At 33.0% G+C, this 20103-nt stretch carries 20 protein-coding genes and 2 tRNA genes; 6 read left to right on the top strand and 16 right to left on the bottom strand.

From position 1 onward, the window contains the following. Nucleotides 1-132: 132 nt before the first annotated feature. From ACHRVZ_RS20135 to ACHRVZ_RS20155, 5 genes are all read right to left on the bottom strand, one after another. Nucleotides 133-867: a hypothetical protein gene (locus tag ACHRVZ_RS20135; protein WP_395424750.1), complete on the bottom strand. Its 735-nt coding sequence runs from the start codon at nucleotides 865-867 to the stop codon at nucleotides 133-135. Continuing rightward, a complete protein-coding gene (locus tag ACHRVZ_RS20140; RefSeq protein WP_395424753.1) occupies nucleotides 854-1414 on the bottom strand; it encodes an RNA polymerase sigma factor in 561 nt (186 codons plus the stop codon). The genes ACHRVZ_RS20135 and ACHRVZ_RS20140 overlap by 14 nt, the downstream gene beginning before the upstream one ends. Before the next feature lie 309 nt (nucleotides 1415-1723). Next, nucleotides 1724-3640 (bottom strand): DUF2207 domain-containing protein, encoded by a 1917-nt coding sequence (locus ACHRVZ_RS20145; protein ID WP_395424755.1) that lies wholly within the window; start codon nucleotides 3638-3640, stop codon nucleotides 1724-1726. Between the two features lie 11 nt (nucleotides 3641-3651). Beyond that, nucleotides 3652-4116 (bottom strand): LemA family protein, encoded by a 465-nt coding sequence (locus ACHRVZ_RS20150; RefSeq protein ID WP_395424757.1) that lies wholly within the window; start codon nucleotides 4114-4116, stop codon nucleotides 3652-3654. Between the two features lie 150 nt (nucleotides 4117-4266). Then, complete coding sequence (locus ACHRVZ_RS20155) at nucleotides 4267-5244, bottom strand: polyprenyl synthetase family protein (protein WP_395424759.1); 978 nt, start codon at nucleotides 5242-5244, stop codon at nucleotides 4267-4269. Between the two features lie 160 nt (nucleotides 5245-5404). Here ACHRVZ_RS20155 and ACHRVZ_RS20160 point away from each other — a divergent pair, with 160 nt between their 5' ends. Further along, nucleotides 5405-6265 (top strand): hypothetical protein, encoded by an 861-nt coding sequence (locus tag ACHRVZ_RS20160; protein WP_395424761.1) that lies wholly within the window; start codon nucleotides 5405-5407, stop codon nucleotides 6263-6265. A 116-nt stretch (nucleotides 6266-6381) separates the two neighbouring features. On the opposite strand, the gene rlmN is transcribed toward ACHRVZ_RS20160, so the two are convergent. Then, nucleotides 6382-7431, bottom strand: coding sequence for a 23S rRNA (adenine(2503)-C(2))-methyltransferase RlmN (rlmN, locus tag ACHRVZ_RS20165; protein ID WP_395424763.1), 1050 nt, complete (start codon nucleotides 7429-7431; stop codon nucleotides 6382-6384). Nucleotides 7432-7679: 248 nt separating this feature from the next. Between rlmN and ACHRVZ_RS20170 the strand changes: the two genes are divergently transcribed. The 3 genes from ACHRVZ_RS20170 to ACHRVZ_RS20180 all read left to right on the top strand — a co-directional run bounded on the left by ACHRVZ_RS20170 (nucleotide 7680) and on the right by ACHRVZ_RS20180 (nucleotide 9578). Then, the gene (locus ACHRVZ_RS20170) at nucleotides 7680-8273 is read left to right on the top strand and encodes a YceI family protein (RefSeq protein ID WP_395424766.1); all 594 of its coding nucleotides are present in this window, start codon (nucleotides 7680-7682) and stop codon (nucleotides 8271-8273) included. Nucleotides 8274-8487: 214 nt separating this feature from the next. Continuing rightward, a complete protein-coding gene (locus ACHRVZ_RS20175; protein ID WP_395424768.1) occupies nucleotides 8488-8820 on the top strand; it encodes a hypothetical protein in 333 nt (110 codons plus the stop codon). A 116-nt stretch (nucleotides 8821-8936) separates the two neighbouring features. Continuing rightward, nucleotides 8937-9578: an O-methyltransferase gene (locus tag ACHRVZ_RS20180; protein WP_395424771.1), complete on the top strand. Its 642-nt coding sequence runs from the start codon at nucleotides 8937-8939 to the stop codon at nucleotides 9576-9578. 109 nt (nucleotides 9579-9687) lie between these two features. On the opposite strand, the gene ACHRVZ_RS20185 is transcribed toward ACHRVZ_RS20180, so the two are convergent. From ACHRVZ_RS20185 to ACHRVZ_RS20215, 7 genes are all read right to left on the bottom strand, one after another. Continuing rightward, nucleotides 9688-10251, bottom strand: a complete 564-nt coding sequence (locus ACHRVZ_RS20185) for a phosphatase PAP2 family protein (RefSeq protein WP_395424773.1) — start codon at nucleotides 10249-10251, stop codon at nucleotides 9688-9690. 1 nt (nucleotide 10252) lies between these two features. Further along, complete coding sequence (locus ACHRVZ_RS20190; protein WP_395424775.1) at nucleotides 10253-10600, bottom strand: twin-arginine translocase TatA/TatE family subunit; 348 nt, start codon at nucleotides 10598-10600, stop codon at nucleotides 10253-10255. Between the two features lie 104 nt (nucleotides 10601-10704). Beyond that, nucleotides 10705-12942, bottom strand: a complete 2238-nt coding sequence (locus ACHRVZ_RS20195; protein ID WP_395424776.1) for a M1 family metallopeptidase — start codon at nucleotides 12940-12942, stop codon at nucleotides 10705-10707. Nucleotides 12943-13008: 66 nt separating this feature from the next. After that, nucleotides 13009-13515 (bottom strand): DUF6702 family protein, encoded by a 507-nt coding sequence (locus tag ACHRVZ_RS20200; RefSeq protein WP_395424778.1) that lies wholly within the window; start codon nucleotides 13513-13515, stop codon nucleotides 13009-13011. Further along, nucleotides 13512-14273, bottom strand: coding sequence for a hypothetical protein (locus ACHRVZ_RS20205; protein ID WP_395424779.1), 762 nt, complete (start codon nucleotides 14271-14273; stop codon nucleotides 13512-13514). The genes ACHRVZ_RS20200 and ACHRVZ_RS20205 overlap by 4 nt, the downstream gene beginning before the upstream one ends. After that, on the bottom strand, nucleotides 14263-14994 hold the full coding sequence (locus tag ACHRVZ_RS20210; protein WP_395424781.1) for a carboxypeptidase-like regulatory domain-containing protein: 732 nt from the start codon (nucleotides 14992-14994) through the stop codon (nucleotides 14263-14265). The genes ACHRVZ_RS20205 and ACHRVZ_RS20210 overlap by 11 nt, the downstream gene beginning before the upstream one ends. Beyond that, nucleotides 14981-15739, bottom strand: coding sequence for a carboxypeptidase-like regulatory domain-containing protein (locus tag ACHRVZ_RS20215; RefSeq protein WP_395424782.1), 759 nt, complete (start codon nucleotides 15737-15739; stop codon nucleotides 14981-14983). The genes ACHRVZ_RS20210 and ACHRVZ_RS20215 overlap by 14 nt, the downstream gene beginning before the upstream one ends. Nucleotides 15740-15903: 164 nt before the next feature. Here ACHRVZ_RS20215 and pepE point away from each other — a divergent pair, with 164 nt between their 5' ends. Continuing rightward, on the top strand, nucleotides 15904-16611 hold the full coding sequence (gene pepE, locus ACHRVZ_RS20220; RefSeq protein ID WP_395424784.1) for a dipeptidase PepE: 708 nt from the start codon (nucleotides 15904-15906) through the stop codon (nucleotides 16609-16611). A gap of 345 nt (nucleotides 16612-16956) precedes the next feature. On the opposite strand, the gene ACHRVZ_RS20225 is transcribed toward pepE, so the two are convergent. Continuing rightward, nucleotides 16957-17029 (bottom strand) — tRNA-Gly (locus ACHRVZ_RS20225). A 107-nt stretch (nucleotides 17030-17136) separates the two neighbouring features. Next, nucleotides 17137-17209 (bottom strand) — tRNA-Gly (locus ACHRVZ_RS20230). Between the two features lie 569 nt (nucleotides 17210-17778). Here ACHRVZ_RS20230 and ACHRVZ_RS20235 point away from each other — a divergent pair. Further along, nucleotides 17779-19362 (top strand): murein L,D-transpeptidase, encoded by a 1584-nt coding sequence (locus ACHRVZ_RS20235; protein WP_395424786.1) that lies wholly within the window; start codon nucleotides 17779-17781, stop codon nucleotides 19360-19362. Here the strand turns inward: ACHRVZ_RS20235 and ACHRVZ_RS20240 are convergent. After that, complete coding sequence (locus tag ACHRVZ_RS20240) at nucleotides 19351-20073, bottom strand: murein L,D-transpeptidase catalytic domain family protein (protein WP_395424788.1); 723 nt, start codon at nucleotides 20071-20073, stop codon at nucleotides 19351-19353. The two genes, ACHRVZ_RS20235 and ACHRVZ_RS20240, sit on opposite strands and share 12 nt — an antisense overlap. Nucleotides 20074-20103 lie beyond the last annotated feature (30 nt).

Raw genomic sequence — 20103 nt, forward strand, 5'->3', positions numbered from 1 at the left:
GATTGATGATTGATGATTTTTAATTGTGAGTTGCGAAATCTTTATTCTTTATTCTTTACTCTTTATTCTTTACTCTTTATTCTTTACTCTTTATTCTTTACTCTTTATTCTTAATTCTTCACTCTTTATTGTCTATTCTTGCTGATTCCTGTTTGCCAAAGCCACTTTTACCGTTTGATAATTTTTATTGACTTTGGTAATTACTTTTTCCCTAAACGACTGTTCTAACTCGCCATCGACTTGATCAAGCAATTCATTAGCATTGATTTTTACCTTTTTTTGCTTTGTCGAATTTTCAGCTACAACACTTTTCTCTGCCGTTTCCAATAATTGATCAACGTTTTCTTTTTTAGAATTTTCGGCAACTGAAGTCGATTTATTGATTGATTGTTTTTCTTGATTGTTTTTGATGATGATTGAAGACTCCGTTATTTGTTTTTTCTCATTTTTAAGGGGTTTATTTATGCTTTGAATCACAATTTTATCTTCTTTAGCAGCAACTTGAGTTGCTGTTTTTTCTGAAGTTACAACCTCCATTTTAGCTGAATCTATAACATTTAAAGCTGGATCGATAAGAGAATCTTTCTTTGTATTTTCTTTTACAACTACATTGTTTTTTGGAATCTCGATCACACTTTTATTCTGATTAAAAAAGAATGTTCCAACCAATAAAAATCCAACAACGCTTGCCGCGATATACATCCATTTTCTGTTTGATGTAGACAGTGAGCGAACTTTAACTATTGGTTTCTTTTCTTCAGCAACACTTAACATGGCGTCTAATCTGTCCCAGGCTTTGTCACTTGGTTCAATTTTACGTTCGTTTAGTTTTTCACGGAAATCCTTTTCAAAATTATTCGGTTCCATTATCTTGTTTTTTTAAAATAGTAATTTGTGTTTGCAGCATTTTTCTGGCGTGCGATAATTGCGATTTCGATGTTCCTTCATTTATTCCTAACATCTTGGCAATCTCATTGTGTTTATAACCTTCGATAGCGTATAAATTGAAAATCATTTTATAACCGTCCGGCAAAGCATCTATTAAAAACTGAATCTGATCTGTCGAAAATTTACTGTCAATTGCATTGAAACTTTCTTCTACATATATTTCATCTTCTGTAAATTTTACTTTCTTCTGAACCCTTAAATACGATATACATTCGTTAACCATAATTCGGCGAATCCAACCTTCAAAACTTCCTTTATGTTCAAATTTGTTTAAGTTGGTAAACACTTTCATAAAAGCGGTTATCATTACATCTTCTGCCAGTTGAATGTCTTTTATATATTGTCGACAAACACTTAGCATTTTTGAAGAATGCCGACTATAAATTTGCTGTTGTGCTTGCCGATTATTTTCGACAGCCAACTTTATGATTTCGGTTTCTTCTTGATGTAAATGAATAATTTTCATTAATAAGCTTTCGGTTTTTGGTTTTAGTAACAGTCTTCTATTAGCATAGACGAGTGAAGATTTGAAATGGTTGCACCGACGGAAAAAAAATTCAATAAAAAAATTAAAAATTCCAAAACATCAAAAACAAACAACTGATTTACAGCAAACTGAAGTCAATCATCGAATTAAAAAATTTTCTAATTATCTATTTTTTTTGGCAAGATAATCTAAATCAAGCCCAATCGAAAATAAAAAAACCTTGTACTATTATCAATAATACAAGGTTTTCTTAGTACGATATTTTTAAATAAGTCGGTTGCTGAAATTTTACCAGCCGCCACCACCACCGCCACCGCCGCCGCCGCCGGAGCTTCCGCCACCTGAACTTCCGCTGCTCCAGCTTCCACTGCTTCCGCTCGAACTACTGGACGAAGAACCTGATGATGGAGGACTTGGATTGACTGCTGCACTGCTGACAGAACTACCAAAACTAGACAAGAACATTGCCGGTTGTCTATAAAACGTATCCTCCCCCTGATACCACGCAAGATCATATTTTGCCAATTCTAAAATTGTGGCGAATTGTTTTCCCCATTCAATTTCAACACCTAATGCAATCGCGTACGGAAATAATTTTTCAAATAATTGTGGTGTCAGTTCCGGAGGATTCAACATATTCATTCGATCTTTCTCTGCCGTTTTAAGATACAGTTTGAATCCTTCTAATCTATGTAATGCGTCAGCACCTTTCTCTGTGAATTTCCCCAAAGTCCTGGCATAAAATATGTACATTAGAAAAACAGCACCAATAACCGCAATTTGTATTGTGCTTAGAAAAAATAGTGTCATTATGAATATTGCTACTGCTGGAAGAAAAATAAAGAAAGCTAAAATTGCTCTTAAAACGATTAAACCAACTCCGGTTTCTTTCTTTGTAAACCAATAAGTTAATCCTGCAACTGCAACAATGAGTCCGGCATAAAAAACATAATTAATATATCCTTTATTATTAGAGAGTAATTCATAAGCCAATCCTGCAATCAAAAATATAGCAAAACCAACCCATTTTTTTCGGGTATTATTTTGATAATAGTCTTCTAAATTAACTTGTTTGCTTAGTGTATTTAACCATTTAGAATATGCTTTCTCAAAAATCTTATAATTAGAATCATCTACCTTTATTTTATCCTTTTTAGTAAAACCACTTATTATATCTGATTCTTCTGTACTTAAAGCTTTTGACTGCCTGTTTAAAACTTCTATCTCATAGGTATGTTTCTTTTTTAAAATACCATTTTCTGTTGTAGACAAAATTCTGATCGCCCCTTTTACTGAAGCATTTATAAATGACGCCATATAAATTTTGTCAAAGATTTTTCTGTGATATACGTATCCTGCAATTGCAGGAGACCAATCAAACGGAGGCATAAATTCCGGCATTACTGTTTTTTCAAGAGGATCTTTGCCATATTTCTTCCAACTGAAAAAGAAAAAAAGTGACATTACTATTCCATAAATAACAGACCACAAATATGTTTTTATCTGTTTATAAAAAGAAGCTGATTCCTGAAGAAAAGTGGGAGGATCAACAATTCCTTTTGCAAAAGATGCAGCAACAGTCAAACCTTCATTTGCTCTAAGCTGAACGGTTCCAAAACTGGCAACAGTATGATTATCATTTAAGGAACTGATGCAATTTGATTCTGTAGATCCTGCTAATCCGGTATAACAATGAAAATTTTCGAATTTATTATTTTCTGACGGAAGGGAAATTTCACAAGTTACTTTATCTATCGGTAGATCCCAGCCATTTCCAGTTACATTCCAATACAATTCATCATATTTATCGAAATACCCAATCTGAAATGGAGCACTATAATTGATTTCATAATCATAGATACCACTTTCTAATTCAAGATCTTTGTTTCCTATATAAATTTTCCAGTCGCCTGATTCTTCTTTTGTAAAATACAACTCTGTCTTTCCGTCTTTTTTTACGGAATTTATAGTGTATTGCACATCTATTTGATGACCGTCTTTATCTTTTCTGGTCAAAGGTAAAACTCTTAAAAGTCCGTGCCTAAAAACATTGCCTTCCGCATATATAGAAATTTTTTCTACAACATTAATATGACCTGATTTTTCGATTTTAATTTTAACATCAAAACTCAAAATTCTTTCCTGAGCCTGGGCCTGATAAAATATAACTGAGAATAAAACAAAAAATATTTTTCTTAGCAACATAGTAACTACAATTAAAACTGAACTTTAGGCGTTTCTCTCTGTTTTTCGTCTTCTAATTCAAGGAAGTTTTTCTTAGGAAAACCAAAAGAATTAGCCACAATATTACCCGGAAATGATTCCACAGCGATATTGTAATCTCTGACAGTTGCATTATAATATCGTTTTGATCTTTCTACTTCAGTTTCGATTTCGCTCAGTTCTTCCTGTAAACTAAGAAAATTTGTATTGGCTTTTAGATCAGGATAATTTTCTGCCAGCGCAAAAATAGTACCCACGGCATTGCCCAATTGCTTATCTAATTGCATTTTTTCGTCTGCAATACCAGCATTTAGGGCTTGATTGCGTAGTTTTACAATATTAGCGAGTGTTTCTTTTTCGTGGGTCAAATATCCTTTGACAGTTTCTACAAGATTCGGAATTAAATCAAATCTCTTTTTTAAGATTACGTCAATCCCACTTAACGCTTCTTCGAGCATGTTGCGTTTAGACACAAAGGTGTTGTACAGGACAATCAGGTAAATACCTAAAATAACGAGAAGCGCAATTATTATGAGTAAGACAACCATATTTCATTATTAAATTAGACTCGAATTTAACAATAAAAATATTAAGAATTGATTGTAAAATTATTTTTTCCTCTCAATAACATAGTTTACCATCAAAGTAAGCGCATCCTTAAACTCAGAATCAGCGTAATTTCCTAAAAGAGAAAGTGCTTCTTGTTGGAATTCGACCATTTTGTTTTCGGCGTAAGTCAAACCATTATTATCTTTTACAAAAGCAATAACTTCTTTTACGCGTTTTTTGTCTTTATTGTGGTTTTTGATGGAGTTTATCAACCACTTTTTTTCTTGTTTAGTACAAATATTTAAAACATGAATTAAAGGCAAAGTCATTTTTTGCTCCTTAATATCAATTCCTGTTGGTTTGCCAATGGCTTCTTCGCTATAATCGAATAAGTCATCTTTAATTTGAAATGCCATTCCGATAAGCTCACCAAACTTGCGCATATTCTCTACCTGAACATCATCTTCAATAACTGATTTTGCACCAAGAGCACAACAAGCCGCAATAAGTGTGGCTGTCTTTTTTCTGATGATTTCATAATAAACATCTTCGGTAATATCGAGTCTTCGGGCTTTTTCGATTTGAAGTAATTCTCCTTCGCTCATTTCGCGAACAGCAACAGAAATAATTCTTAATAAATCAAAATCGCCATTGTCTATAGAAAGCAGTAATCCTTTTGAGAGTAAATAATCTCCAACTAAAACGGCAATCTTATTTTTCCAAAGCGCATTGATTGAGAAAAATCCGCGGCGGCGATTACTGTCGTCCACTACGTCATCATGAACCAAGGTTGCTGTGTGAATCAATTCAATTACTGATGCTCCACGATACGTTCTTTCATTTACAATTCCTCCCGAAACCATTTTTGCAGTTAGAAAAACAAACATCGGACGCATTTGTTTTCCTTTTCTATTTACAATGTAATAGGTGATTCGGTTCAGTAAAGCCACCTTTGAAGTCATCGATTCATGAAACTTTTTTTCAAAAAGTTCCATCTCGTTAAAGATAGGCTGTTTTATTTGGGAAGTAATATTCATTTCGATTTCAAATATACTATTTTAAATAAAAAAACGTTGTGTATTTTATGTTAGTATAACAATATTTTAGTACTAATTGAAAAATTCTACCAAGAACATTTTTTTTCTAAAGCCTAATTTGAATTCTTTTTTTTAAGTAAAACCATGAAAACAAATTATTATGAAAACAAAATTTTTATTTATTGGAGCATTAGTCGCTTTCTCTTTTTTTATTAGTTGCAATTCTGATGAAAAAACAAATGACGGATCTACTTTGGCGATATCTAACGATGAAATTATTGCAGCTTCTAAAATTGATGCTTCAATTGAAGATGTAACTAATATTGCTGAAGATCAATTTAGCGCACAACAAAACATTACTGCTAAACCTGGCGGTCCTATAAAAAACTTTTTACCGAGTTGTGCTACTATTACAACGGTTTTAACAAATAACACCTGGACAAAAACAGTCGATTTTGGCGTTGAAGGATGTACTTTGGACAATGGAAATGTTGTTAAAGGAAAAATGGTAATTTCTTTCGCCAACGACTTCACCACTTCTACACAAACTATCAGCTATACTTTTGACGGTTTTTATCATAATGGTAAAAAACTTCAAGGAAGTAAGAGCATCGTTCGAACTATTAAAACAACTAACTTATTCGCAACAGCACATCCAGTTTCGACCGCAACGATTGACATGACTATTACTTTTGATGATGGAGGTGTTTATACCAGAAAAGGTTCTTTAATAAAAGAAATGGTCGCGGGTTATGATACTTGGTTCAACTGGGATGATAATGCTTTTTTAGTAACCGGAAGCGGAACAACAACTTTTCCTAACGGAGATACTTTTTCGGCTGAGATCACAACACCTTTGGAATTTGAAGCTATTTGCAGAAAACCTTTTGCTATAAAAGGAGTCGTTTCTATTACCAAAAATGGAGCTACTGCAGTTATTGATTATGGAGACGGAAATTGCGACTCTCTTGTTAAAATAACTAAAGATGGCGCAACTCAAGAAATTGATTTAAAAAAATAGAATCCTTTTTACCCGAAAAAAAAGCATTAAGAACAAGAATAACTCTCGTTTTTAATGCTTTTTGTTGTGATACAATGTTCCTAATGGAACAAATTCACTTTGTTAATATTTTTTTTCTACATTTCTGCTTCTTTATTCGCTAATTGTCCGCAGGCAGCATCAATATCTTTTCCACGGCTTCGACGTACTTTCACCACTACTCCAATATTTTCTAAAGCTTTTATATAAGCCAAAATAGATTCTTCTGAAGCTTGCTGAAATTCTCCGTCATCAATTGGGTTGTATTCAATCAAATTAACTTTACAAGGAACATATTTACAGAACTTTACCAAAGCATCAATCGAAGCTTTGTCGTCGTTGATTCCTTTCCAAACAACATATTCGTACGAAATCTTGTTCTTCGTTTTTCTATACCAATATTCTAATGATTCACGTAAATCTGCCAAAGGGAAATTTTTACTAAAAGGCATAATTCGCGCACGAATTTCATCAATTGCAGAATGTAAAGAAACTGCCAATTTGAATTTCACATCGTCATCGGCCATTTTTTTAATCATCTTTGGGATTCCGGAAGTCGAAACCATAATACGTTTTGGCGACATTCCTAAACCTTCAGGAGATGTTACCATATCGATCGCTTTAATGACATTATTATAATTCATTAAAGGCTCTCCCATTCCCATAAAAACAATATTCGAAAGCGGATGATTGTGATACAAACGACTTTCTTTATCTATCGCCAAAATCTGATCATAGATTTCTCCGGGTTCCAGATTTCGCATTCTTTTTAAACGTGAGGTTGCACAGAAATTACAATCTAAACTACAACCAACCTGACTAGAAACGCAAGCTGTTGTTCTTGTATCAGTAGGAATCAAAACAGATTCTACTACTAAACCATCGTGCAAACGAACGGCATTTTTTACGGTTCCGTCGCTGCTGCGCTGCATGGTATCAACCTTTATATGATTGATTACAAAATTATTTTCGAGCATAGAACGAGTCGTTTTGGCAACATTCGTCATATCATCAAAACTGTGTGCTCCTTTGTTCCACAACCATTCATAGACTTGATTTCCGCGAAAAGCTTTGTCATTGTTTGCGACAAAAAAATCGCGCAACTCCTCTTTTGATAAGGCTCTTATGTCTTTTTTCTCAATTTGCATGGTGCAAAGTTAATCACTTTTGTCATTTTTTATTGGTTTTTAGAACCATTATTGCTCAAAAATCAATAAAACGAAAAATAATCTTTAAAAATTTCAATTGTTTATTATAAGACTTTAATAAAATTTCGACCATGATTTTTATCAGTTCTTTTACAAATCGTTCGCAATAAATTTGACTCAGGAAAAAGATCTGGATTTATAACCAAACCCATAATCAGATCTAAGATTTAACTAAATACCACATTCAGATGAAAACGATCAAATCAATTTTATTAGCAGTAGTAATCACATTATCATTACAAGTAAACGCACAAAAGAGATATAGTTTATCAAAATCAACTTTTGAAGTTGCGGGAACTTCTAACATACACGATTGGACAATGAGATCTACAGAAGGAACTGGTGGCGCCAATTTAATAGTTACGGATTCAAAATTAACAGACATTAAAAATTTAACGATTACATTGTTAGCCGAAAGCATAAAAAGCAGCAAGACCAGCATGGATAATGTTGCTTATGAAGCTTTGGACACCAAAACATACAAAAACATCAAATACGTTCTAAAATCTGCTGATAAAGTAAACGAAAGTACCTGGCTCCTAACGGGAACTTACACTATTGCCGGCGTAAGCAAAGATTACAAAACCCAAATAAGAGTATCATCAAATGATAGCGGAACTTTTGTTTTACAAGGTTCTAATCGCATGTCTTTTGCTGATTTTGAAATGACGGCTCCATCAGCAGCACTTGGAGTTGTTAAGGCTGGCAAAGAATTAACTGTACTTTTCAATATTACTTTAACCGATTTTTCAAAAAACGAAAATACTTTAGTTATCAAATAATAACTCAGCAATAATGTAGTCTTGTTTTTAAAAAGTGAATTTTATTAAAAATTTTAAAGCTTCAGATCTAAAAAATAAAAATTTGGCACGAGTATTGTTTTGCTCTCAAAAGAAAAATAATCTTACAAGAGCTCAATCATTTTAAAATGTGTATCTTTATTTTTCAGCTTTATAACCTTTAAATTTTTATCAACCTAAAAAAAATTAACTCATTATGAAAAAACAAATTTTAAGCTTAGCTGTTGTTGCTTTATTAGCGTTCACTGTGCAATCTTGCGAGAAAAAAGAACCAAAACCTGCAGATGAAGAATTGACTCTTGGAAACAAAGTAGATTCATTAACTACAGACATTAAAGAAGTAAAAGACAGTGCTGTTACTAAAACAGAAGATGCTGCTAAAGATGTAAAAGACGCTACCAAAAAAGCTGCTGAAGATGTAAAAGCTGCTACTGAAAAAGGAGCTAAAAAAGTAGAAAATGCAGCAAAAGCTGTTAAAGACGGAACAGTAAAAACTGCGAAAGAAGTTGATGCTGCTTTGAAAAAATAACTTTTGTTTACATTCAAAACTAAAACCATCCGCCGCGGCGGATGGTTTTTTTTATGCAAAAAAACTAAGCCAATATTTTTTGTATTTTTGTTCTCAAATTTAGAAGAAACTACAAGATGCATTTTATTTCACAAGACCTCGAAGATTATATTGAACAACACTCTGAAAACGAACCGGAATTATTGGCCAAACTAAACAAGGAAACGTATCAAAAAATACTTTTGCCTCGTATGCTGAGCGGGCATTTTCAAGGTCGCGTCTTAAGTATGTTATCTAAACTAATTCGTCCCGTAAACATTCTGGAAATTGGTACCTATACCGGTTATGCTGCTTTGTGCTTGTCTGAAGGAATGCAGGAAAACGGTCAATTGCATACAATCGATATCAAAGAAGAATTGGTAGATTTTCAAAGAAAATATTTTGATGCATCGCCTTGGGGAAAACAAATTTTCCAGCATTTAGGCGAAGCGATTGATATTATTCCAACTTTGGATGTAAAATTTGATTTGGTTTTTATTGATGCGGATAAAGAAAACTACCTTAATTATTGGGAAATGATTGTTCCGAAAATGAACAAGGGCGGAATTATTCTTTCTGATAATGTTTTGTGGAGCGGAAAAATTCTGGAACCAGTTCACCCAAATGATTTGAGCACAAAGGTTCTTTTAGAATATAATTTGCTTTTGAAAAATGATCCAAGAGTAGAAACTGTTTTACTACCAATTCGTGATGGTTTGACGGTTTCGAGAGTATTTTAAAAAAGGCTCTAAGTTTCTGAGTGACTAAGATCTTGAGACTCGAACTCTGAAGTTTTCTAAAAAAACTCAGAACCTTAGCGTCTTAGTCACTCAGAACCTTTCCCCTAAATTATCCCGGAAAATATTGTGGTTTTAGTTTTCTGTAGACCAAATAAAGTAATGATCCAAAAAGTGCTCCGAAGAAATACCCCGTAAGTATATCTCCCGGGTAATGCAATCCTAAATAAATACGGCTGTATGCAAAAATTAACGGCCACAAGAACAGGAATCCTAAATATTTAAAATAGCGTCTTAAAACGAAGTATAAGAATGTTGCAACCGCCATTGTATTAGCAGCATGCCCTGAGAAAAAACTATATGATGTTCTAGTCTGTACTACACGAATAATAGTATTGATTTCCGGATTATTACATGGACGTGGTCGCTGAAAAGTATACTTAAATAAGTTAGTAACCTGATCTGTAAAAGTTATTAAAACCGCTATAAAAAGCAGTAAATACAAGGTTTGTTTCCCTCCTAACTTTTTATATATAAGATAAAAAAGTAACAGAAAAAATGGCGTCCAATACAATTGGTTGGTAATAATTAACCAAAGCTTATCGTATGTTTCAGATCCTAAACCGTTAAGATATACTAATAATTGAGTATCTAATTCTTGTATTTTTTCAAGCATCTTACATTTGGCGTTTTACTGGTCCTGAGATCGAATCGATGTCTTCTTTTACTTTGTCAATTTCTGTTGCAGTATCTCCTAACATGTTTGTTGTATCTCCTAACAAATTAGACTTTGCATCATTAATTTGGGCATTAATATTTCCTGTGATATCCGTAAGAGATTTTGCATCAAGACCATTAGACTCGGCTCCTTTTTGAATTTCACTTTTAATATCATTGGTTGCATTTTTTAATTGCGCCATAGCTTTACCCATTGTACGAGCAATTTCCGGCACTTTATCTGAACCAAAAAGCATCAATACTATAAACAGTATAAAAACTAATTCTCCTCCTCCTATACCAAACATATCTTTTATTTTTGTGTGCCACAAAGATATTAAATTTTGTAGCTGTCAGTTTTAAAATTTACTTAAAAAAAAAGACTCTTTTCAGAGTCTTTCTAGTCTTATTATTAATCAAATTTTGATTTTTGCTCTACTTTTGGCCAAGCGTTGTTGGTTACATCAATATCAGCAGTCATTAATTTTGGATCAATTTGTATGCTTTTGATCGCTTTTGCAGTAGCATAAACTTTCTTGGCAGTATCATTATTTTTTCTCCAGATTTGAGCCGGATATTGATAATTGTCTTTTGTACCGTCTTCATAAGTAATCTCAACCAAAATTGGCATAATCATTCCGCCTGGTTTATTGAACTCAACTTCGTAGAAGTATTTAGGCGATTTTAAACTTGCTTTTTCTTCAGCTGTAAAAGTTTGACTTACATAATCAGCCAAAGATTTTACATCTTCTACTTTTAGCGCTTTTTTACTAGAAGCACCAACCTCTGCATTGTCTCCGGCAACTAAGTAAACAAATGGACCTTTATCAAATCCAAAACGTCCTTTTTTCACTTTTACATCTTTAATATCAGCTGTTGGAGTTTCAGAAACGTAATATTGTTTTACATCTTTAATTCCGATATCTACAAAATCAGTTGAATAAAACCATCCTCTAAAAAACCAGTCTAAATCTACGGCAGAAGCATCTTCCATAGTTCTAAAGAAATCCTCAGGAGTTGGATGTTTGAATTTCCATCTGTTTGCGTATGTTCTAAAAGCATAATCAAACAATTCTCTTCCCATTACTACTTCTCTTAAAATATTAAGACCTGTAGCCGGTTTTCCGTAAGCATTATTTCCAAATTGGTGAATCGTTTCAGAGTTTGACATAATTGGCTCTAAAAACTTTTGATCTCCACTCATGTAAGGAACGATATTTTTTGCAGGTCCACGTCTAGATGGAAAAGTTGGATCTAATTCCTGTTCTGCCAAATATTCTAAAAACGAATTCAAACCTTCATCCATCCAAGTCCATTGACGCTCATCAGAGTTTACAATCATTGGGAAGAAAGTATGTCCAACTTCATGAATAATAACGCCAATCATTCCGTTTTTAACTTCTCTGCTTGTCACTCCATTTTCGTCAGGACGACCGTAATTCCAGCAAATCATCGGATATTCCATACCTTGATCTTCTGCTGAAACTGAAACTGCTTTTGGATAAGGATAATCAAATGTATGAGATGAGTAACTTCTTAAAGTATGAGCCACTGTCATTGTCGAAGTTTCTCCCCAAAGCGGGTTCGCTTCTGGCGGATAAACAGATTCTGCCATAACAGTTCTGTTTCCAATTTTTACAGCCATCGCATCATAGATAAATTTTCTTGACGAAGCGATACCAAAATCACGTACATTTTTTGCGCTAAATCTCCATGTTTTCTTTTTTTCAGAAAACCCTTTTTGTGCTGCTTCCGCTTCGGCCTGAGTTACAATTACAACCGGTTTATCAAATGATTTTTGCGCTTGTTCGTAACGTTTAACCTGTTCTGCAGTAAAAACTTCAGCTCTGTTTGTTAATTCTCCTGTCGCATCAATTACGTGATCTGCAGGAACTGTAATATTTACATCAAAATTTCCGAAAGGAAGAGCAAACTCTCCACTTCCCCAAAATTGCATATTTTGCCAGCCTTCAACATCATTATAAACTGCCATTCTAGGGTAGAATTGTGCAATTACATATAATTTATTTCCGTCTTTTTCGAATAATTCATAACCTGAACGCCCTCCTTCTTTTCTATAATTGTTGATGTTATACCACCACTTTATAGCTAAAGAAATTTTCTCTCCCGGTTTTAACGGAGTAGCCAAATTAATACGCATCATGGTTTCATTGATCGTATAAGACATCGCATTTCCCTTCGCATCTTTTACCTGCTCAATATTAAAACCACGCTCCAGGTCTTTTTTTAAATATTTACTTGAAAAACCATCAAGAGGCAAAACCTGATTAATTTTCTCGCTTTCGGCCAATGTTGACTGTGTATTTGCTTTTGCTTGATTTTGATCTAACTGAATCCACAAATACTCTAAACTATCCGGAGAATTGTTTGAATAAGTGATAATTTCAGAACCATTTAATTTTGAATTTTTATCGTCTAATTCAATATCAATTTTATAATCTGCCTGTTGTTGGTAATACGCAGGCCCCGGTGCTCCTGAAGCTGTACGAAACATATTTGGCGTTGCCAGCAAATCGTACATCTGGCTAAACTTATTTGTATCGTATTTACCTTGCTGTTTAGGTGCGCTGGCTTTTTCCTGAGCTATTAACATTGCAGGAAAAATTAATAATAATGAAAGTTTTTTCATAAAAATCTAATGGTAATTTTGTCAGGGTGTGAAAATAATAATTAAAATATTAATTTGACTTATTAATTAATACTTTAACAATTCTTTCCTTGAAGATTCTGTAAAGAGAACACTCTTTTTAGTACCAAATGCAGTAATATGTGTAATATTTTGCTGTTCACCATTCCAATCAACTAAAATCGTATTTGAGATCTCAATTGTTTTAAACTTATCGACGTCTTTTATTCTCGAGTAGCAAACCAAAACATCATCAGCCTCAACTTCTTTAGACAAAAAAGTAATGGGTTTTGACTGACCGTTTATTTTTATGGTAAAATTCTCAGAAAGATATTTTTTTAAAAGTTCAATATCTTCCTGAGTTTCTTTACTAGTTCCTATGAATGATTTTTTATGATATTTCTTTTCTATTCCGTTGTTCAAATCGTCGATAAAAATTCGCGAAGTGATTTGAATCATTTTTTTCTCAGCGGCATAATTGACCTGAAAAACCCCCATATAAAATTTATGGAATGAAAAGGCTGTAAGCGATAAAAACAATATCCCAAGTAAAGGATAAATTATTCTATTTTTCATTTTGCAGCAACATTCGCTTTTTTGAATTCCTGACCTTTAGTGATTAAAAAATCCATCAATTCAAATTTTTCTTCTTGTTTAACGTGCCTTTTAGATTCCGGATCAACAGAACAATACAATAAAAACATATCTACCTCATCGGCTTTAAGTTTTAATGTATCTGTATAAAAATCAGGCGTAAAATTAGCTTTTGCATAAATAGTAAATGCAACATCACTAATTTCTTGCTCCGGCACAACATCTTCACCTTTTTTCTTCTTCAATGCTTTTTTTGCATCTTTAAAGATTCTAACAAAATCAACTCCGTTTTCAATAGTTCCATTATAAACAAATCTGTTTTTTGGAGACGACTTTTCATCATCAAAATATTGAGTATCTACGATCGTTTGACTATTTTTATTAAATGCTTTTACTTTTAAATCTTTTTGAACAACTACTTCTTTCAACTGGTTATTAACCAAATCCATTTGAACTAAAAAAAGTCTGTCTGCACAATTTTTTTCCGTCAGAACAATTTTTTTAGATTGAAAAGCTGCACTTGTAATCAACAATGTATCTTTGGGTTTTGCCATTATATCAAACAATCCGCTTGGGCTGATAAAAGTTCTGATATTAGCATTCAGGTTCATCACATAGCCACTTTCTAAAGTAATAGAATCATTTACAACTTGTCCATGCAACGGCTTCCTTGAATAATTTTGTCCAAGTACAACTTGACAAATTAAGCACGCAACGAGTATTCCTAGTTTATTTTTCATTTTCGAGAATTGTTAGATATTTTCTTGCTAAATCGGTTATTAAAAACATACTCATTGTTTTGTTTTTCGTATTCAAAGATACAGCAAATTCAGCATCATCTACACAATATAATTGAAATCCTTTGATATCTGCTTCAGGAATTTTCAATCGATCTGTATAATAATTCTCATCAAAAAGGTATTCCATTTTTCTAAAAAGCATTTCCTTTTTCTCCACATTCACCTCTTTTTTAAGCATAGCAGTTCGCCCGGAAATCTTATTAAGTATCTTATCTACAGAAGTTGAAGTTGCGGTATAAACTTTTCTCTCTGCTGCTGTATATTTTTTTTGCCCGTACGGAATTATACCTAAATTCTCTGCCGTAATATTTGCATTTTCATTTACAACTACCTCTTTCAACTCGACCTCTTTGGCTGTCATTTTAATCTGGAGCAAACTCAAATTCATATCGTCAGCAGTAATTCTGCGCTTGAAACCTTCGAGGTTAACTGCCGAAAAAACCAAAACATCACCTTCTTTTACTACAATAGAAAACATACCGTTTGCATCTGAAACAGCAGTAATCTGAGTTGTATTGTTGATAATATTTACAGCTTCGACCGAAGTTGATTGTTCTAAAATTTGACCCAGAATTTCTTTTGAAACTGCTTTTTGTCCAAAACTAACCTGAACAAACAACAACAACAATACTATTATATATGTGGAACTATTTATTTTCACTTGCAATTATTTCTTTATACTTAACAGCCAATTCTCCCAATAAAAATTCTGTTGAAGTTTTATTTTTAGAGTTCAAAATTACTGTGAATTTATCATTTTCAACTGCATAATATTCAAATCCTTTTACGTATTCTAGCGGAATTTGCAACCTGTTTACAAAATGATCTATGCTAAACATTCGCTCTAAAAGCTTCATAAAAGCTTCTTTTTTCTCGACTGCAAGTTCTTTTTTAAGCATTGCAGTTCGTCCTGAAAACATATTCAATAAGGGATCTAACGCAACGGAACCTCCCAAACCTATATGCGCATCTAAATCTGAAGCCGCATGCAACTTTCTCTCGGCTGCTGTATATGATTTTTGCCCACTCGGAATAATACCAAGAGAAACTGCATTAATACCACTATTATAACTTTTAACAACAACCTCCTGCAACTGATGCATTACCATATTTAGTTTGACAGAAAAGTTGATATCGGAAAAATTTTCAGCTGTTAACGGAACTCTATTTTCTTTGAATTGTATGGATGAAAAAATCAATTCATCACCTACTTTAGCCGTTATTGAAAAAGCGCCTGACCCGTTGGTTGTCGTCATAGCTTCGGTTTGCGCATTGATCACATAAACACCTTCCAAATCAAAAGTGTTCGAAGTTATTCGTCCGTTTAAAACAGTCCTTTCCTGAGTCTGAGACCAGATAGTTTGCCCCAAAACAACGATCAAAACACATATAACCTTGTTAATCAAAATGACAAAAAATTAGAGATTTTCTTAAAGGTGTAAAAATATCTTAATGTATTCCAAATTTAGTATTAAGGACTTGGTAAAAATATGTTAATTAAACTTTACTTGTCACTTGCAGAAAGAGACTTTTTAATATCTTTAACCTAAACAATTTGAGTTTAATTTTTATGAAAAGTATCATTATTGCCAGCACTTCTACACTTCATGAAGGCAGCTATTTAGAGTATCTACTACCAACTTTACAGTCGCATTTTAAAAACTGCAAAAGCATCTTATTTATACCTTACTCACGCCCAAGCGGAATTTCGCATGACGACTACACAAAAAAAGTATCGCAAGCATTTGCTTCTATAAATATTTCTGTAAAAGGAATTCATGAATTTGATAATGCTGAAAATGCAATAAAAAATGCAGAAGGAATTTTTACCGGCGGCGGAAATACTTTTTTACTGGTCACACAATTATACAAACAAAATGTCATGCAGGTTCTTGCCGAAACAGTAAAAAACGGGACTCCTTATTTAGGAACAAGCGCAGGAAGTAATATTTGTGGCTTATCTATGCAAACAACAAATGATATGCCTATTATTTATCCGCCAAGTTTTCAAACATTAGGACTTATTCCTTTTAACTTAAATCCGCATTATTTAGATCCTGACATGCAATCAAAACATATGGGAGAAACACGTGAAACAAGAATTAAAGAGTTTCATGCTTTTAACGCTATTCCGGTTTTAGGATTAAGAGAAGGCAGCTGGCTAGAAGTTAAAGGAGACAAAATTACTTTGAAAGGAAACCTGAGTGCTCGTTTATTTCTACAAAATGAAGCTCCCATAGAATTAGAGACAGAAAGCGACTTAAGCAATTTAAACTAAAATTATTTCTCTAGACCATATAAGCGATATAAGCATGTTCTAGATCAAGCCTAAAACCTGTGGAGAAACATAAAAAATGTTCACTAATAATTTTTGCCGCAGAGAACACAAAGATTTTTATCTATGAATACCTCTAAAAGCACAAAGTTCGCTAAGCTAAGTCAATACAAAGCTTTGCGAACTTTTCCTTTTTATAAAAACTAAGAGTAAAAAAACTTAATGCTCTTTGCGGTAATTTTTTTTCTCACTCATGAAACATTTAAAGTTGATCCATTGAAATTCAAAATACTGGCATTTTTCCTAAAAGCAAAAAATCCCCAAACAAATTGTTTGAGGATTTTGAAGAGCGAAAGACGAGGCTCGAACTCGCGACAACCAGCTTGGAAGGCTGGAGCTCTACCAACTGAGCTACTTTCGCATTAACAGGGTGCAAATGTAAATAATTAAATCGTTTAAAAAAAATAAATTTCAACAATTATTTAATTTTGGTAAAAAAACCGAAACGATTAAATTTCGGTTTTTTAGAGCGAAAGACGAGGCTCGAACTCGCGACAACCAGCTTGGAAGGCTGGAGCTCTACCAACTGAGCTACTTTCGCATTACTGTGGTGCAAATATAGAAAATAAGTTAAGTTCAAAACAAGCTTTTTTTGAAAAAAAATCAATAAAAAACGATAATAACTTATAACCTATTTAAAATTAAAAAGTTATAAAATCAATTATTTTTCAAAAACTACGAGTATTATCAAGGAAATACGGTCAAATGAAACTCCACCCTTCAATAACCTATTCTAAGAAAAGAAAAAAACTGCAGAAAATCGTATCTTTGATAATGACGTTCTAAAGTCAATACATACTTTTGGTTTAATTGATAATGAAAATTTAACAGGAATAATTTCATTATTGAATAAAATCAGTCCTATATTTGCCGAGCAAAATCAAGCTCAAATTCATGATGGCTGTTTTAAAGACATACCAAAAGAAAGAAATTGAAACGACTTTAGCTGAACATTGCAAAAACCCAATGCAACGTAAACAACGTTGATTTAGCTTAACGCCACAACCATTAAGTTGGTTTTTTATAAAAAAATGACCCGCAACCCCTAAAGCGAGACATTTAACATTAAAGACATTGGCGAACATTATTTAGTGTTTAAAGAATTATAGAATGAATAAACTTTACTTTTTTTTAGTAGTATGTATTTTTGTCGGATGCAAAAAAGACGCTCCCAAAATTGTTCCTGTGGTAAAAAAAACCGCACCAGCGATTATACTTACTGACGAAAGAAAAGTAGACATTGACACTGCTCTTATTGGCACTTTTAAAAGCGAAACGCTTAAGCAATTTTATAATTCATCTGAAAACAAAACTGTTTGGGGAGATCTTAAAAAAAGGAGTTTTGTTTTATCGCAACTAGAAAACGCCGAAAAACTCGGACTTAATCCAGAAGATTACAAAGTTGCTAAGTTGAAAAAATTTGAAAGCAAAATCGCAACACTTAGCGATTCTGACTTAGCCACATATGACATTTTGCTGACTTACAATTTCGAAAAATATTTAAACCACTTATATAAAGGAAAATTAGATCCTAAAAAATTATATACTGATTGGGATCTTGAAGAAAAAACATTTGACGTTAACAATGTCTTGATAAAAGCTTTCAATAAAAACAAACTGGACAGTATTGTAACAAACATTCAATCAAAATCACGTACTTATAAAGAACTATTGAAAGCACTTGAAATCATCAACACCTTTCCTGACGATGATATTAAAAACATTGAAGCTTTAAGCAAAATAACTTTGCGCGACACAAACTCAGCTTTAATTAATATTAAAAAAAGGCTTTTGTACTGGAAAGATATGACTGGAAAAGATAGTTTGACCAGGATTTATGATCAAAAGACTTTCGAATCTATTAAGGAATTTCAAGCAAGACACGGATTAGCTTCTGACGGTGTTATTGGCCCCGGAACTATTAGCGCTCTAAACTATTCTAAAGAAAAAAGAAAACAACAAATCATTGCCAACTTAGAACGATGGAGATGGTTTACGACTGATTTGGCCGAAAACTATTTTATTATAAACATTCCGGACTTCAGCTTACATGTGGTCGAAAATCAAGACACGATCCTGACTCGAAATATTGTGGTAGGAACAAGCAAAAGAAAAACTCCAATAATTACGTCTACATTAAAAACCGTTGTCTTTAACCCAACCTGGACAGTACCGCCAACTATTTTAAAAGAGGATGTTGTTCCGGCAATGAAACGAAACCGTAATTATTTAGCCAACAAAAACATTACAATATACGATTCTGCAGGAAAAGTGGTTGCCCCTAGTGCCTGGAACGAAAACAGACCCGGCAATTATCGTTATGTACAAAGTCCCGGCTCTAATAATTCATTGGGGTTAATGAAAATTTTATTTCCAAACCATCATAGTGTTTATCTGCACGACACTAATCATCGCAATTACTTTGGAAGAAGCAATCGCTCACTAAGTTCGGGCTGCGTTCGTGTTGAAAATCCTTTGGAATTAGCAGAACACATTTTGGACGATTCTGAAAGATTTTCTAAAGAAAAAATAGATACCATTATTGCTACCAAGAAAACAACCAGTATAAAGATTACCAAAAAATATGCTTTGTATCAATGGTACTGGACTGCTTGGAGCAAAAAAAATCAGCTCGTATTTAGAGCTGATATTTATAATTTAGATTCGGATTTGTATGCTAAATTAAGAAATTAGCTTTTCTTCCATCGCAAAACTTCTTGATGGATGATAAATATACAAACACGATTTATTTTTAATAGTTTCAATTATTTCATCAGTCAATTCAAGCGGAATTGCAGGACATCCTAAACTTCTACCTAATCTCTTGTTATTTCTAATAAATGATTCCGAAACATAATCAGCACCATGCATTACAACTGCTCTTTCGCGTGCATTATCATTAACACCTCTTTCTAAACCATCTAAACGTAATGACGCTCCATGTTTTCCTCTATAAATTTCGCCGGTAGAATAAAAGCCTAAACTACTTTTAAATGATGAATTTGAATTTGAAAAGGTAGACGCAAATTCGTCTCCGGTATTTCTTCCGTGAGCAACTAAAGAATTATACAAAATGGTATTTGTTGTTAAATCAATAACCCACAAACGTTTTGTGTTTGATGACAAACTAAAATCGATTAACGTAAGTATATCTTTTTGAATAACTCCTTTTTCTTTTAATAAATAGAAACCTTTTAAAGCCTCAGAAAAAGTTTTAAGTTCCGGTAATGAAAAATGATTTGAGTTTAAGGTATTATAAATACTCTCAATTTTTGAATCAACAGCTAGTTTCTCAACTTTCGCAAAAGTTTTTACTGTTGCTTTTTTAATTTCGGGTGTACTTTTCGAATCTTTAGCAAAAGACAACATAAAAAATACAAGCAATGGATAAATTTTGTAAATCATTGAATTCGTTTAGGTTGGAAATTTATAATT

The organism is Flavobacterium sp. FlaQc-57, assembly GCF_044007395.1.
Lineage (GTDB): Bacteria > Bacteroidota > Bacteroidia > Flavobacteriales > Flavobacteriaceae > Flavobacterium.

Bases quoted from the DNA above. Each gene is read 5' to 3' on its own strand.
- ACHRVZ_RS20135 (WP_395424750.1), bottom strand. From the start codon at position 867: ATGGAACCGAATAATTTTGAAAAGGATTTCCGTGAAAAACTAAACGAA.
- ACHRVZ_RS20140 (WP_395424753.1), bottom strand. From the start codon at position 1,414: ATGAAAATTATTCATTTACATCAAGAAGAAACCGAAATCATAAAGTTG.
- ACHRVZ_RS20145 (WP_395424755.1), bottom strand. From the start codon at position 3,640: ATGTTGCTAAGAAAAATATTTTTTGTTTTATTCTCAGTTATATTTTAT.
- ACHRVZ_RS20150 (WP_395424757.1), bottom strand. From the start codon at position 4,116: ATGCTCGAAGAAGCGTTAAGTGGGATTGACGTAATCTTAAAAAAGAGA.
- ACHRVZ_RS20155 (WP_395424759.1), bottom strand. From the start codon at position 5,244: ATGAATATTACTTCCCAAATAAAACAGCCTATCTTTAACGAGATGGAA.
- ACHRVZ_RS20160 (WP_395424761.1), top strand. From the start codon at position 5,405: ATGAAAACAAAATTTTTATTTATTGGAGCATTAGTCGCTTTCTCTTTT.
- rlmN (WP_395424763.1), bottom strand. From the start codon at position 7,431: ATGCAAATTGAGAAAAAAGACATAAGAGCCTTATCAAAAGAGGAGTTG.
- ACHRVZ_RS20170 (WP_395424766.1), top strand. From the start codon at position 7,680: ATGAAAACGATCAAATCAATTTTATTAGCAGTAGTAATCACATTATCA.
- ACHRVZ_RS20175 (WP_395424768.1), top strand. From the start codon at position 8,488: ATGAAAAAACAAATTTTAAGCTTAGCTGTTGTTGCTTTATTAGCGTTC.
- ACHRVZ_RS20180 (WP_395424771.1), top strand. From the start codon at position 8,937: ATGCATTTTATTTCACAAGACCTCGAAGATTATATTGAACAACACTCT.
- ACHRVZ_RS20185 (WP_395424773.1), bottom strand. From the start codon at position 10,251: ATGCTTGAAAAAATACAAGAATTAGATACTCAATTATTAGTATATCTT.
- ACHRVZ_RS20190 (WP_395424775.1), bottom strand. From the start codon at position 10,600: ATGTTTGGTATAGGAGGAGGAGAATTAGTTTTTATACTGTTTATAGTA.
- ACHRVZ_RS20195 (WP_395424776.1), bottom strand. From the start codon at position 12,942: ATGAAAAAACTTTCATTATTATTAATTTTTCCTGCAATGTTAATAGCT.
- ACHRVZ_RS20200 (WP_395424778.1), bottom strand. From the start codon at position 13,515: ATGAAAAATAGAATAATTTATCCTTTACTTGGGATATTGTTTTTATCG.
- ACHRVZ_RS20205 (WP_395424779.1), bottom strand. From the start codon at position 14,273: ATGAAAAATAAACTAGGAATACTCGTTGCGTGCTTAATTTGTCAAGTT.
- pepE (WP_395424784.1), top strand. From the start codon at position 15,904: ATGAAAAGTATCATTATTGCCAGCACTTCTACACTTCATGAAGGCAGC.
- ACHRVZ_RS20235 (WP_395424786.1), top strand. From the start codon at position 17,779: ATGAATAAACTTTACTTTTTTTTAGTAGTATGTATTTTTGTCGGATGC.
- ACHRVZ_RS20240 (WP_395424788.1), bottom strand. From the start codon at position 20,073: ATGATTTACAAAATTTATCCATTGCTTGTATTTTTTATGTTGTCTTTT.